17 protein-coding genes are annotated in these 13731 nt (G+C 46.6%); 7 read left to right on the top strand and 10 right to left on the bottom strand.

Going from position 1 to position 13731, the window contains the following annotated elements; all coding sequences use genetic code 11:
* Nucleotides 1-93: 93 nt before the first annotated feature.
* Nucleotides 94-1341 carry a phosphoglycerate dehydrogenase gene (serA, locus tag P0078_RS15800; RefSeq protein WP_282930886.1) on the bottom strand — a complete coding sequence of 416 codons (1248 nt, stop codon included), beginning with the start codon at nt 1339-1341 and terminating at the stop codon, nt 94-96.
* A gap of 150 nt (nt 1342-1491) precedes the next feature.
* Here serA and P0078_RS15805 point away from each other — a divergent pair, with 150 nt between their 5' ends.
* The 7 genes from P0078_RS15805 (at nt 1492) to P0078_RS15835 (ending at nt 6632) form a co-directional block, all read left to right on the top strand.
* Nucleotides 1492-2154 carry a fumarylacetoacetate hydrolase family protein gene (locus tag P0078_RS15805; protein WP_282930887.1) on the top strand — a complete coding sequence of 221 codons (663 nt, stop codon included), beginning with the start codon at nt 1492-1494 and terminating at the stop codon, nt 2152-2154.
* Nucleotides 2155-2238: 84 nt separating this feature from the next.
* A complete protein-coding gene (locus tag P0078_RS15810) occupies nt 2239-3747 on the top strand; it encodes an aldehyde dehydrogenase (RefSeq protein WP_282930888.1) in 1509 nt (502 codons plus the stop codon).
* A gap of 269 nt (nt 3748-4016) precedes the next feature.
* Nucleotides 4017-4415, top strand: coding sequence for a hypothetical protein (locus P0078_RS15815; protein ID WP_282930889.1), 399 nt, complete (start codon nt 4017-4019; stop codon nt 4413-4415).
* A 96-nt stretch (nt 4416-4511) separates the two neighbouring features.
* Complete coding sequence (locus P0078_RS15820; protein ID WP_282930890.1) at nt 4512-4823, top strand: putative signal transducing protein; 312 nt, start codon at nt 4512-4514, stop codon at nt 4821-4823.
* Nucleotides 4765-5256 carry a VOC family protein gene (locus tag P0078_RS15825; RefSeq protein WP_282930891.1) on the top strand — a complete coding sequence of 164 codons (492 nt, stop codon included), beginning with the start codon at nt 4765-4767 and terminating at the stop codon, nt 5254-5256. Before P0078_RS15820 ends, P0078_RS15825 begins: the two co-directional genes overlap by 59 nt.
* Nucleotides 5257-5463: 207 nt before the next feature.
* Nucleotides 5464-5784: a SpoIIAA family protein gene (locus tag P0078_RS15830; RefSeq protein ID WP_282930892.1), complete on the top strand. Its 321-nt coding sequence runs from the start codon at nt 5464-5466 to the stop codon at nt 5782-5784.
* A gap of 89 nt (nt 5785-5873) precedes the next feature.
* Entirely contained in the window at nt 5874-6632 is a 759-nt protein-coding gene (locus P0078_RS15835; RefSeq protein ID WP_282930893.1) for a TerC family protein, read from the top strand.
* Between the two features lie 62 nt (nt 6633-6694).
* On the opposite strand, the gene P0078_RS15840 is transcribed toward P0078_RS15835, so the two are convergent.
* From P0078_RS15840 to P0078_RS15880, 9 genes are all read right to left on the bottom strand, one after another.
* Complete coding sequence (locus P0078_RS15840; RefSeq protein ID WP_282930894.1) at nt 6695-7147, bottom strand: phosphate-starvation-inducible PsiE family protein; 453 nt, start codon at nt 7145-7147, stop codon at nt 6695-6697.
* Nucleotides 7148-7202: 55 nt separating this feature from the next.
* The gene (locus P0078_RS15845) at nt 7203-7799 is read right to left on the bottom strand and encodes a lipase family alpha/beta hydrolase (RefSeq protein WP_282930895.1); all 597 of its coding nucleotides are present in this window, start codon (nt 7797-7799) and stop codon (nt 7203-7205) included.
* Nucleotides 7800-8012: 213 nt separating this feature from the next.
* Nucleotides 8013-8942 (bottom strand): alpha/beta hydrolase, encoded by a 930-nt coding sequence (locus tag P0078_RS15850; RefSeq protein WP_282930896.1) that lies wholly within the window; start codon nt 8940-8942, stop codon nt 8013-8015.
* A gap of 100 nt (nt 8943-9042) precedes the next feature.
* Nucleotides 9043-9870: a DUF5694 domain-containing protein gene (locus tag P0078_RS15855; protein WP_282930897.1), complete on the bottom strand. Its 828-nt coding sequence runs from the start codon at nt 9868-9870 to the stop codon at nt 9043-9045.
* Between the two features lie 260 nt (nt 9871-10130).
* Nucleotides 10131-10592 carry a YccF domain-containing protein gene (locus P0078_RS15860; protein ID WP_282930898.1) on the bottom strand — a complete coding sequence of 154 codons (462 nt, stop codon included), beginning with the start codon at nt 10590-10592 and terminating at the stop codon, nt 10131-10133.
* Nucleotides 10593-10806: 214 nt separating this feature from the next.
* Nucleotides 10807-11331 (bottom strand): nuclear transport factor 2 family protein, encoded by a 525-nt coding sequence (locus P0078_RS15865; RefSeq protein ID WP_282930899.1) that lies wholly within the window; start codon nt 11329-11331, stop codon nt 10807-10809.
* Nucleotides 11332-11838: 507 nt separating this feature from the next.
* Entirely contained in the window at nt 11839-12069 is a 231-nt protein-coding gene (locus P0078_RS15870) for a hexameric tyrosine-coordinated heme protein (RefSeq protein WP_282930900.1), read from the bottom strand.
* An 88-nt stretch (nt 12070-12157) separates the two neighbouring features.
* A complete protein-coding gene (locus tag P0078_RS15875) occupies nt 12158-12535 on the bottom strand; it encodes a PH domain-containing protein (protein ID WP_282930901.1) in 378 nt (125 codons plus the stop codon).
* 231 nt (nt 12536-12766) lie between these two features.
* Nucleotides 12767-13693, bottom strand: a complete 927-nt coding sequence (locus P0078_RS15880; protein WP_282930902.1) for a LysR family transcriptional regulator — start codon at nt 13691-13693, stop codon at nt 12767-12769.
* Nucleotides 13694-13731: the final 38 nt, after the last annotated feature.

Raw genomic sequence — 13731 nt, forward strand, 5'->3', positions numbered from 1 at the left:
GGCCGGGGGGATCAATCTTTTTTACCGCGAGGAAGGCTCCGATTGGCGTGTCATTGGCGGGTATTTGTGGGTACCCGCCAACGACCGAAAGGCTTAGAAAAGCACGCGGCAGCGCAGGGTGCCGGGGATACTCTTCAATTTTTCCAGTGCCAGATCAGAATACTCTGCGTCCACATCGATCACTACATAGCCCACTGTCTCATTGGTTTGCAGGAACTGTGCGGAGATATTGATGGCATTTTCTGAGAACACTTGGTTGATGGCGCTCAGTACACCGGGCACATTCTTGTGAATATGCAGCAGGCGGTGGGTATCCAGATGACCGGGCAGTGCAACTTCCGGGAAGTTCACAGAACTGGTGGTGGTGCCGTTGTCGGAGTAGTGAGCGAGTTTCTCCGATACTTCTGTACCGATATTCTCCTGGGCCTCCACAGTGGAGCCACCTACGTGAGGGGTCAGCAGCGCCTTATCGATTCCGCGTAGGGGAGAGACGAATTCGTCGCTGTTGCCACGGGGCTCAACCGGGAAGACATCGATTGCCGCACCGGCCAGGTGATTGCTCTTCAGTGCTTCTGCCAAGGCATCAATATCTACCACAGTGCCGCGAGAGGCGTTGAGGAGAATACTGCCGGGCTTCATCTGCGCGATCTGCTCGGCGCCCATCATCATTTTGGTGGAAGGCAACTCTGGTACGTGCAGGGAGACCACATCGGATTCTGCCAACAATTCCGGAAGTGAGTTTACTTGGGTGGCATTGCCCAGCGGCAACTTGGTAATCACATCGTAGAACCTGACTCGCATCCCGATAGCTTCGGCCATAACAGAAACCTGGGAGCCGATAGCACCGTAGCCGATAATGCCCAGGGTTTTGCCCCGGGCCTCATATGAGCCCACCGCTGACTTCTGCCAACCGCCGCGATGACACACTGCGTTTTTCTCTGGAATACCGCGCAGCATGAAAATAGTTTCTGCAATAATCAGCTCGGCAACGCTGCGAGTGTTGGAGTAGGGCGCATTAAATACCGCGATACCCAGTTCCGTCGCCGCCTGTAAATCCACCTGATTGGTGCCGATGCAAAAACAGCCTACGGCTACCAGTTTGGACGCATGTTCCAATACTTTGCGGGTTAACTGGGTACGCGAGCGAATACCGATAAAGTGCGCATCGGCAATTTTCTCGATCAATTGATCTTCAGGCAGGGAGGTCTTGAGGTACTCCACATTGGTGTAGCCTCGGGAGCTGAGTAAGTCGACGGCGGACTGGTGTACGCCTTCCAGCAACAGGATGCGGATTTTATCTTTTTGCAGGGACTTCTTTTGATCGGAACTGTGCGCAGCCATAAACTATCTCTTCACTGAGTGCGAATAACAGGTGCAAAGTGCTTAGATCACTTCTTCGGGGGTGCCGCAATTTTGGCGAAGGCGCGATCATAGCACATGCAGCCTCCAAGGCTTTATTCGAAATTTCTATCCTAACTATCTTGTTTATCTATGTACCAACATCAATTTACCTGTGGCAGTGAAGTACCGTTTGGTTTGGGGAAGGTTGTCTGTGTGGGGCGCAATTACGCAGACCACGCGGCGGAGTTAAATAATCCGGTGCCAGAAGAACCCCTGCTATTTATCAAGCCGGCAACAGCAGCGGTACCTATGGCAGACACCATCCATTTACCAGCGGGGCGCGGCAGTTGTCACTTTGAAGGTGAGCTTGCCCTGTTGATTGGCAAGCGCTTGAGTAATGCCAACGTGGCAGAAGTCCCTGGGGCCATTGCTGGCTTGGGCCTCTCCCTGGATTTAACTTTGCGCGACCTCCAAACGAAGCTGAAAAAAGCGGGACATCCTTGGGAAAAGGCCAAGGGGTTCGATAAGTCATGCCCTCTTTCTCCCTTTGTGAAACTCGATTGGTTGCCGGACTGGGACAAGCTCAGTTATTCCCTATGGCTGAACGGTGAACTGCGCCAGCAGGGTAAAACCGAAAATATGCTGACACCAATTCTTGATCTGGTGGCCTATGTCAGCAGTTACTTTACGCTCGAACCCGGTGATGTGGTTTTGACGGGCACACCGGCGGGAGTGGGCGAATTACACCACGGCGATAATCTGGCGATGCAGTTGGAAGATGATTGGCTGCGTGTGGAAACGCAGGTGGCCTAGTTTAGAATGACTTCAGCCCTTTGATTTGTGATCACATTTTCGATATAACCGGGAAAACTATCTCCAAATTAAATGAGGTGTGTCATGTCAGCGAAAAATAATGTCCCCCAAAACCTGCAGGAATGGCAGGCTCTGGCGGCCTCACTGAAAATCGAGGGCCGTGCCTTTATCAATGGCAGCTATGTCGATGCCCTCTCCGGTGAAACTCGCGCCACTTTTAATCCCGCAAATGGTGAAGAGCTGGCGCAAGTTGCCAGCTGCGGTCCAAGTGACGCGGATTTGGTGGTAAAGGTGGCTCGGGAAACCTTCGAGTCTGGTGTTTGGTCGAAAATGCCGCCAATGCAGCGCAAAAAAATTATGGTGCGCTTTGCAGAGCTGATTGAAGAGAGTCTGGTGGAAATTGCCCTGCTCGAGAGCCTCGATGCGGGTAAGCCGATTGGCGATACCATGGCCGTGGATGTCCCTGGAGCGGCCACTACGATTCGCTGGAGCGGTGAAGCAATCGACAAGATTTACGATGAAGTGGCCCCAACCGGCCCCGGTGAGTTGGGCTTGGTTACCCGTATGCCCCTGGGGGTGGTGGCCGCCATTGTGCCCTGGAACTTCCCTTTATCCACCACCGCCTGGAAACTGGGGCCGGCCCTGGCCACCGGCAACAGCGTTATCCTGAAGCCCGCTTCTAACACACCGCTGACAGCGATTAAGCTGGCGGGCCTGGCTAAGGACGCGGGCCTGCCGGATGGCGTGTTAAATGTGCTACCGGGACCGGGAAGTAGCTTGGGCAAGGCCTTGGGTCTGCATATGGATATCGATTGCCTGACATTTACAGGCTCCACCGAAGTAGGCAAAACCCTGACCGAGTACTCAGGTCAGTCCAACCTCAAGCGTACTTTCCTTGAGCTCGGCGGTAAAAGCCCGAATATTGTATTTGCCGATGCAGATCTGGATAAGGCGGCAGAAGCAGCGGCCCTGGCCATTTTCTACAACCAGGGGGAGACCTGCACCGCCGGATCACGTCTGCTGGTTGAAAAATCTATTGCCGATGAATTTATTCAAAAAGTGGCTAAAGCGGCAGAGTGCTTTAAGCCCGGGCATCCTCAAAACCCAAATACCCGTATGGGTGCCCTGATCGATCGCAGCCAGTTTGATACGGTTGAATTTTACGTGGCCAAGGGCCTGGAGCAGGGTGCGCAATTGGTTTGCGGCGGCAAACCGGTAGATGAAGTAGCAGGCGGTTACTACTATGAGCCAACGGTATTTCGCGGTGTTACCGGCGACATGACGATCGCCCGTGAAGAAATCTTTGGCCCGGTGCTGTCTGTTATCGAGTTCGAGACAGAGGAAGAAGCACTCGCCATAGCCAATGACTCAATCTACGGCCTGGCGGCGGGTATCTGGACCAATAACCTGGGTCGTGCCCACCGTATGGCCCGGGATATATACGCCGGCTCTGTTTGGGTAAATAACTATTTTGGCGGTGATATCACCGTACCGTTTGGTGGTTTTAAGCAGTCTGGAAATGGCCGCGATAAGTCGCTACATGCGCTGGATAAGTACTGTGAACTCAAGTCCACCTGGATTGATTTGAGTTAGCTTCTCAGATTTGAGGGCCGGACTCCCGGTCCTCATGCATTTTTCCCACTCACCCCGGAATTGCCACTAGATATACAGGGCTCCGGTGTAGTCAGTGTTTATCTCCCTCTACCTCCATACCAGCTGCTGGATCGACGCGCAGTGGATTTTCTGGCGTGAATTATCTAGTCAGCTATACCTAACTTATTGCCCTGAGAAAAGTTTGGGGCGACATTTTCAGGATATGAGTATTCCAGTTCACGAGTTTTATAGCGTGTAGGGGTGCTGATTTGAACAAAACTACCGTTCTATTTGTGGCTTTAAGTGCCATTGGTGCGACCTATGCCTATGCTGAAAAAGCGCCAATTTTTGGCGAAATAGCAGGGCTTGTTAGCGCAGAAAAAATTTATACGAGTATGTCTCACAATAACAATCTCAAGCAGAGGCAAAGAGAGTGGATCAGGCTATTTGTCAATCGTGGTGATCAAGTCAGAAAAGGGCAGAAAATTGCTGAGCATCGCAATAGAAAAGGAAAAGTTGTCCTTGAATATATTGCCAATCGCTCAGGCAGAATTCTATTGAACAGCCGTTCAGCAGTTGACTCCGTAGAGTCTATTCTGGAGATCATTACGGTTGGAGAAGAGAAATACTGTGAATATGAAAATTGTGGTTTGATCGGTGTGCGCTGAGAATTTTCAGGAATTGCCTGCTTGGCAGAAGCAGGGTTTGTTTGCAGATTAATAGCTGTGTAATCTGGGGATTCCTGATATTTGTGCGGCCCAATTATGAAACTTATTTATACCCATGAAAACCGTTTGTTGGTTGAGTTGGCAAAGAGTCGACTTGAAGTTGCGGGAATAAAAACACAATTAAAAAATGAATATGCCCAGGGGGCTACTGGTGAATTAGCCCCCAACCAGGTTTGGCCAGAATTATGGTTAGAGCGTGACCGCGATTTGGAGCGAGCCCGACAGGTCCTGGCTGAGGCTGAGGTGGATTCGAATAGCTGGTTCTGCCAGGCATGTGGGGAAGATAACGGTGCAGCTTTTGATTACTGCTGGCAATGTGGAGAACCCAAGCCAGCAGGAGCTGACTAAAGCGGAGTTTTGTGGGTCGCATATCACAATGCAAGTACTTCTCAACATTGATGTCGATGACTTAAACCGGGCGATCAATTTTTATCGAGATGCATTTGGCCTCTACGAAGGTCGCCGCCTGGGAACGGATATGATTGAGATGCTCGGTGGCACTGTGCCTATATTTCTACAGCAAAGGGATTCGGGGATCTGGCCGATAAACAGTAAAAAAAATATAGGTAGCTATGATCGGCACTGGACGCCGGTAAATATGGATATTGTTGTAGAGGATTTGCTTCTGGCAATAGAGCAGGTGGTCGATGCTGGTGGACAGATACAGGGTGAAATCCAGCAAAAAGAATGGGGAGTTAAGTCTTCATTAACTGACCCCTTTGGAAATGAGTTCTGTCTGGTACAGTTTGATGGCAGTGGTTCTGATACTATCAGCTTGTAAGAGAGTAGCTATTCAAATACTTAAACCTATCACCTTTCAATTAATATGATCTTTTTATCTTAACTCATGAATTCATGGCTTTTTCGATGATTTAAGTATGGATTATGTAGTGATAATTGGTAAAAGATTTACAGGTGTCTTATGACTGTTACGTCCCATGGTGTGTCTATCGGTTTGGAATAGAAATCCGATTATATTTTCCTTACTGTGAAGGCCCGTGGTAAGTTGACCCATGATGATTACGAAACCATGGTACCAATGTTGACCGCAGCAATAGAAAAAGTTGAGCACCCAAAGATAAACGTATTTATGGATGCTCGAGAATTGGAGGGGTGGGAGCCTCGGGCGGCTTGGGATGATTTTAAGTTGGGTATTGAATACGGCCGGGAGTTTAACCGGGTTGCCGTACTTTCAGATAAACGCTGGCTAAAAGTCGCCGGAAAAGTAGGTAGCTGGTTTATTGGTGGTGAATATCGAACATTTGAATCAGAAACTGAGGCGAAAGCTTGGCTGGAGGAAGCTACCTAGATTTTGAAGTGATAAAGCCAGAATAGGAAAATAAAGTATTTGTCCATTAAAGGCTTATTAAATAATAAATTATATAAGGATTAGACCGTATGTTTGAGTGGATAGCCAACCCTGAGGCCTGGATAGCATTGGCCACGTTGGCGGCGCTGGAGATAGTGCTGGGCATCGATAATATTATCTTTATCTCCATTTTGGTTGGACGGTTGCCTCCAAAACAGAGAGAGCCCGCGCGCTTTATTGGTCTTACCCTGGCAATGGTGACCCGGTTGGCTCTGCTTTTCTCTATTGTATGGATTATGGGCTTAGTCGAGCCACTATTTAGCATCTATGGCATGGAAATTTCAGGGCGCGATATTATTTTGGTTGGCGGAGGACTGTTCCTAATCGCTAAAGCTACCCATGAAATCCACAATAGTCTCGAGGGTGAAGAGGAGAGTGCATCCTCGCTCGGCAGTGCGGGATTTTGGATGGTGCTACTACAAATTGCACTATTGGATATTGTCTTTTCCTTGGATTCTGTAATTACCGCTGTCGGATTGGTCGACGAGATCTCAATCATGGCAATAGCGATTATTCTGGCGGTAATCGTCATGTTGGTAGCGGCTAAACCGATAGGGGATTTTGTTGATCGGCATCCTACCGTGAAAATGCTGGCACTATCCTTCTTAATTATGGTGGGCTTAACTCTGGTGGTTGAAGGGTTTGATGTCCATGTGCCTAAGGGATATATCTACTTTGCCATGGCGTTTTCAATGGCTGTGGAGTTCCTCAATTTGCGTATGCGCAGCAAGAAAGTCCGTAAGACCCCGCCGGTAAGGTTACATCACGCTCTACGTGAGGATAGTTAAAATAGTGAGAGGGTGAAGGTGTTCCTCCACCCTGGATTACTGTCTGGTTTGCAATAGTACCCTTAGTTACTATTTTTAAGCTTCAATATTAAGTAAGTAAGGCCCAGCGCGAGAGTGGCAGTAGATAATCCCAAAAGTTCGCCAGCATTGACCTTATCCAGATCTAAAATAATAAATTTTCTGGATAAAGCCAAAATAGCAATAAGTACGACAACTTTGGTTTGAATAATACTCTGTTGACGTGTAACTACATATTGAAGTGTATGGCTAAATTCCAGTGCAATCAGTAAAGTAATAATCTCGCCAAATATTGTTTGAAATACCTTGTGGTCCAGAGGGTCCTGCATGCCCACCAGTAACATATTGTATACAGAGTATCCCAATCGGCTGATCGCGACTATTACGATTACAACAATAATAAAAGTCAAAATTAAGGCAATCAGGCTTTCAAATTTTCGATAGTAGTTGTGAATTGCCTTATCTGTAATCGAAGTTTTTTCTTCTGGGCTGTCCATGCCTTACTTCTCGTTAAACTCATAAAATTAAAGCTAGTTTCTGTCAGTGAGCTTCTTAATCCAATCCTGATTTAATTTCCTGTTTTAGTAATGAAATTACCTTGCTACTTAGCGGCATCATTCGATGTAGTATCACTGGAACTTCGTAGGATGTTCCCAAGCCCAGGATAGCACTACTATGGGGCATAATGGTTATGTCATAGGGTGTCCAGATTGAAGCCGGTTCGGTAACCTCCAATTTTTGAATGCCTAAGTTCAACGCGCGTAAAAAATCACTGCCGATCCGCAATTGTTTCCCACCTTTGTAAGGAAGAAAGTTTGCCCAGTAACTACCATGGTGGGGAGAGGAAATTGATATAAATTTATGCACCCGCTCCAAACCATTAAGGGCTTGTAAATAATACCGAGCGATTATCCCTCCCATGCTGAATCCCACCAGGGTACAGGTAGTTTCTTTATCTACGATGTGCTCCAATTTTGCGAGAAGCTGGGACGAAAGGTGTTCCATACCATGCCAGCCGGAGTTATAGCGTAGGTGGATATAGTGTACGTCATAATTTTCGGTAGCTAATTCGTGCTGCATTCTAAGCAAGGAGGTTCCTCGATCAAAAATTCCAGGTATTAAAAGAACAGTTCGGCTTTTACGTTTCATTCTTGTCGCAGGAGAAGTAATGCGTTAGGAAAAGCTTCAATCGCAATAGTTATTTGTCTGCCAAAAACTATTGGGAGCTTGATAGAGAAGTGTAGTTGCAGAACTATTGTTGGATGCCACAAAGTAGCAAAGTAGTCTTAAGGGATAAGTTGGATTGCCGGCAACTATGTCTTTTATTTATATAGACGCCGGCATCTGAAATAAAAAAGTAATTCAAGCGTCTGTTTGAGGGTTTCCAAATAGGAATATTAATATTTCACCGAGTCTAGAATTCCATGATTTCTCATCATGGGCATGACCCTCAAATACTTGGGTTTGCCAATTTGAAGAGGAATACCCTTTCCGGCGCATGATTTTATCCACAGCCCGTTGCAGAGGCGGGTAATAAGCATCCAGGGTTTCTGTACCATGGTCAAAATAAAATCGGTGATTTCCAGGCTTAGGTAAATTTGCCTCTAGATAGTCGCGAATAGCCTCAGCTATTGGTAGTTTGTCGTTAGGGTTAATCCCTGGCCAATGGGTGGATATAGCTGCAGCCGTAGAGAACACTTCGGGGTACTCTGTGACCGCATAGAGTGATATCAATCCTCCCATACTCGCGCCGGCAATAAAGGTGTCGCTGGGATCACCACTCACAGCGTAATGACTATCAATATAGGGTTTAACTTTGGTCACCAAAAATTGTAAGTAAAGATCTCCACGCAATTCGGCTTGGCTAAATGGATGTTGGACCTGTGAAGCTTCTTTAGGCAAAAAACTCCGAGCTTTCTGGGGGAAGTAGTCACCGTGGCGAAGTGTCTCAATGTTATCGATAGCGACAACTATGAAGGGACGTACCTTTTTTTCTGCTATTAACCGAGAGGCGACTTCATCCATGCCCCACTCCTGGCCATTCCAGGTGGTTTTACTGTCGAACAGCATCTGTCCATCGTGCATGTAAAGGACTGCATAGGGTTTTTGTGTGGGATATTGATCAGGCAGCCATACACGAATAGGGCGTTCAGCAAGCCCTTCCAGTGTCAGGGAGGGCAGTGTTTCAAGCTTTCCTGCCGATACTTGTACTTCTTTAGGGGGTTCTTCAGCTGTACACGGTGGTATTAGACTGAAAAGAATACCGAATAATAAGGTCTTATAGATATCCATAGCGCCCTGCCTTTGGGGTGTAGATAAAGTTCTACTCTATCTATAAAACCAGTGGCAGGGCTCCTCCCCCTAAGGGGCTGACTTTGGTGTTGAGACTTCTTTAGAAATAACTGCGGACATCCCAAGTTTCACGTTTATCATCCAATTCGAGCATCGGTCTCATTATAGAGCTATGCCCCTGTCCACCAAGAACGAAAACTTTGGTACCCGGTTGGGCGACGGCCTGGATATTGGCATACATACGGAAGTTTCTGGACCACCATTTGGAGGATAGATCGGCCCCAATAAAGTTATCACCTTGGCCAACATCATTGAGCATTATATAGGAGCCTACGTTTATTTTATCTTCAGTGGGGTCATTGTGCTTATCCAGAATTTCCTCCAATGACAGTGAGGCATGCATCTCATTAAATCGAATGCCCCAAGCCTTCAAAAATTCATCAGTTATTTTTTTTCGCTCGGGCGAATTACTTTCTAGATAGGATAAAAGTTCGCCATAGGGGAGATCTTGGCTAGCATCATAGCAGATGACTTTAGGCAGGCCGGACTTCTTGGCTACTCTGAATCCCAGCTGTTCGCTTTCTCCTCTATTTAGCTTGTGCTCACCCTTGACATATTTGGCAAAGCGCTGATTAATTTTACTTTCGTCATTGGTGTGGCATTCCAGAAGAACATGTGTTGGCGAGTCGGCGGCAATCCGTGAGGATAGGTCCTCCAAATACCTTTGACTTTCTTCGGTATAAACATCAATAACTTGTGTTTTCACTACATCTTTACTGGGTTTGCTGAAGTGGCTAAAGTGAAAGCTACCAAAAAGCATAACTTGTGCGGGTTCTGTACTTTCTACTGGCTCTGCATAGGCACTTAGACCAACAAGTCCCAAAGAAAGCATAATTGAGCCAGTGATTTGTCTTGTTAGGTTTTTCATTTAATATCCTTATTTTATTATTTAGCTTCTATAGTTTGGCTAAGTACTACACGAAATGAATAAGTTTGAATTTGACAGCGATAAAACAGCTTAAAATTGAATGCTTTAAATTGGTAATGCCTGCTTATAACAAGATAGATAAAGTGATTTTTCTGATCTGAAAAATTTTTTATTAATTAATTGCGGTGGGACTTGAGAACTCAGGGCTATTTTAGTAATAGCCCCAAGTTGGTACGGTATCATTGTTAATGTATGTTTACTTAAGTACCACTTCTTAATCTGGTCACTTCAACATCTGCATTACGCATTTTAGCTGAATGGGCTACTTCCTTGCTGACAATAGTCTTTCCTATCGGAGAGAGTGAAATTGCCGCAAGCTTAAGGTGCTGCAAACCAAAAGGTATACCAATAATGGTAATAAAACAGGCAATAGCATGCAGAAGGTGGCCAATAGCAAGCCAGATACCAGCCAATAGGAACCAGATAATATTCCCGACTAGACCAAAGCCACTTGTCCCAATATCACCGCGCAGGGTGAGTTCTTCTCGGGAAATTGCCTCCTTACCGAAAGGGAAAAAGGAAAATTTGCCGATTACAAAGCAGGCTCTTCCCCAGGGAATACCAATAATACTGATAAAGGCAATCAGCGAGCAAAACCACCAGCAGAGTCCCATAATGACACCGCCAAGGATAAACCAGAGGAAATTTCCAAGTGTTCGCATAACTACCCCTACCAATTCGGTAAAATATATTAGTGAAAACGGTAATCTACTGATGTTACCGCAAATCCTAATGGCTATATCATTTATTTAAATTACAGTAGTTAGACGCAAATACCCACGCTTTGGATTCATTTATGGGTATTATTGTCGGCCCTTGCGTGACTAAGTAGTCAGATTGGTTGCCGGCTTGGATTTTGCCCTTTGGTTATAAAAGTTACGGTAGCAGCTCATTTGTCGGAGAATTACTATTTAGCAAGCGATGACATTGACTACTTCCTGTTACTGGTAGACCTGACTGCAATATACCCAATTGATCCAAGACAGTCGCTTGGTCCCAGTAAATATGCTCAGAGCTGATTTTTCTATTGGAGAAGCTAATAATTCCCACATGGGGGATTGATAGCTTCTTCCCTGTTGCTCCGATACCAGGTGCGAACCAATCCATACGAATAGAATGGGTGAAGTGAAGAATAAACTCATCCACTAAGCTGTCTTTGCCCACGGTGCGGGAAAGAAGCTGTAAATTTATATCCGCTGGCATTTGAGGAATAAATATATCCCTATAAAATTTTCGCAGGGGTTCTTTTCCCGTTGCGCCGGTATTAACCGGTACATGAATTAATACGGGATTTTCTGTCATGGTAGCAATTGCGGCGTCGGCATCTTTTAGATCGAATTCGGCCTCGGTATGGGTTTCCCAAAGTTGAATTAAGTACTTTTCATCGTCATTGTATTCCATCTCATTCACCTTCCCATTTGAGGCGCAATATTACTGGTCGTTGAGTTAATCTATCTTGTGCCAAAGACAGTATCTCGATGTTCATAAATATCAATAAGGTCGAGAGCGTCAACAGTGAATATGACGATCTTGCAGCTACCTATAGTGATGGCTAATTTCTAGTACAGAATCAGAGTGTTTGTAGTACTAAAAGACCATAAATTATTGAGGAGGAGATGAAGGGAAGTTGTTTGAATGTTTGCAGATCTAGGGAGCCTCTGAATAACTCCGTGATACCTCTGGCTTGCAGAGCGGTTCACAATCAAGGCGCGGCTTCGCAGGAATGTCTAGACCTTTCAAGAAGTCGCAACGCGGAGTGTGAATCGCTCTGCGAGCCCCGAAGGGCGGGCCTTGAAGGCTACAGCTGCTGCGTTGCAGCCTTCAAGGCCCGCAGAGGCATTACGGAGTTATTCAGAGGCTCCCTCGAATGCGTTACCCGTTCTACAAAGGTAACGCATTCTTAACCCTTTAGACGCGCCAGTAATTATTGGCTGCTGCAACGGTTTGGAAGTTAATGGCAACAACCTGAGAGGAGGCGATCAGGCTGTCTGCATTTTCCTCATAGGCGGACCTCAGCTTACCCCGTACTTCATCTGAAGGCTGGGTGTATTTTACTCCCATCCTGGATAGTTTCATTGCAAGTTCAAAGCCTTGTTGTGCATTTTCAGTAATTAGGCTTTCTAACCAGATTTGCGACATGGACATCCCTCTCTACTATCGGGTTGATTGATAAAGTTGTGGGAGCTGCTGAGCCCCAGTTATTTTGTGTATTTACTAAGGGTTGATATCAGTCCAATATGTATTGGCTGATATATTTGTTGAACTGAATAAGATCGAAAGAACCTCTTATTTCGAACCTTACCTTACCGATCTCGCTTAAATAAACTTCTATTTCACAGTCCAGATCAAAAGTGCCAGCGGTCTCAACAGAGAATGCCTGGATCTTGCTGAAAGGCAAAGAGGTGTAGTCTACTTTTGAGCCGGTGATACCCTGAACATTGGCGGCAATAATGCGTTTGTTGGTGAAAACTACCTGATCGCGAATAGTTTTAAAACCTGCAAAAATAAACTCCCCCTCGATCAGGAACTTATTAAAGTCATCCCTGGATTCAGAGATATCTATAGGCTTGAGTTTAAATACTGGTGAGTTTTTAAAATCTATCACGGGTTATCCCTGTAATTCTATTGGAGGAGGAGATTACCACTGTGGCGCATTAAGTTACAGATGATTTACTTTTTGGTTGTTTTTTTATGTTTAAATTTATTTAATTATTATGACAATTTCCACAATAGAGGATCGATCATAAGTAGTTGGTAATTTTTGAAATGCTTATCTCTCTATTCACTGGATTCTTGACTCGATTATTTCAGTAGCACTAGGGATAAATAGCAGTGGCTATATCTGTCTATTGATTTGCAGGGCTTCCAAAAAAAGCTGCACAGCGGGATGAGTTGTTGCACTTTTTTTGAAGGTGACAGCATTTTGTATTTGGTAGTGAAACTTCTCCGGTAGCAGGGGGAGCAGGGTTCCTTCCCCGACATATCTGCGGGCCAGGTATTCCGGTAGGAAACCCACAAAGCACCCAGAAAGTATCATCGCCAATCTGGCCGCCATATGGTTGGCTGTGGATCGCTTGGGAAACAATCGATACAGGTGCGCCGCACCAGAGAGAACAGTATGACTGGGTGCAGCTAACTCCTGCTGGGTGAGTAGCTCCTCATCAATAGCTGACACCTGGGCACAGGGGTGGCTGTTACTGCAATAGAGAATCGATTGGTGATAAAACAGGGGTTGGTACTCCAGCCCCGGTCGGCGTGAGTGCAGGGGGTTGATACCGATATCGGCGCGGCCTGCGAGGATTTCCAACTCGAGTTCCTGAGGGGCGGCCAGTTGTACTTCCAGGTGGAGTTGCGGGGCCTTCTCACGCAGTTGGGTGATAGTTCCGGGCAAGTTCAGTTGCGGTATTTCCAATACATCGTCGGGCATTACCAGGCGCAGGGTACCGGTGAGTTGGGATTGGATTGCATTGACCTGGCTTTTGAAGGTATCCAGGTGCCCATCGAGCTCCAAAATAGCCCGATACAAGGCCTCCCCCTCCGGGGTCAGTTTGAAGTCGGCCCTGCCTCGAGAGCGCAAGCACAACTGCATACCCAGCCGTGTCTCCAGGTCGGAGATATGCACACTGATCGTGGAGCGGCTGATATTCAGGGTAACTTCTGCGGGGGTGATGCCTCCGGCGTGCACAACCTCGCGGAAGACGCGCAGCAGGCGCAAATCCATATCGCTGAGGCGGCCTCCCAGGGCGTTTTTGGTTTTGCTCATGGCTGCACTTCCAGGTTGTTTTCGGCGCTGCGGGCTGC

The organism is Microbulbifer sp. VAAF005, from assembly GCF_030012985.1.
Lineage (GTDB): Bacteria > Pseudomonadota > Gammaproteobacteria > Pseudomonadales > Cellvibrionaceae > Microbulbifer.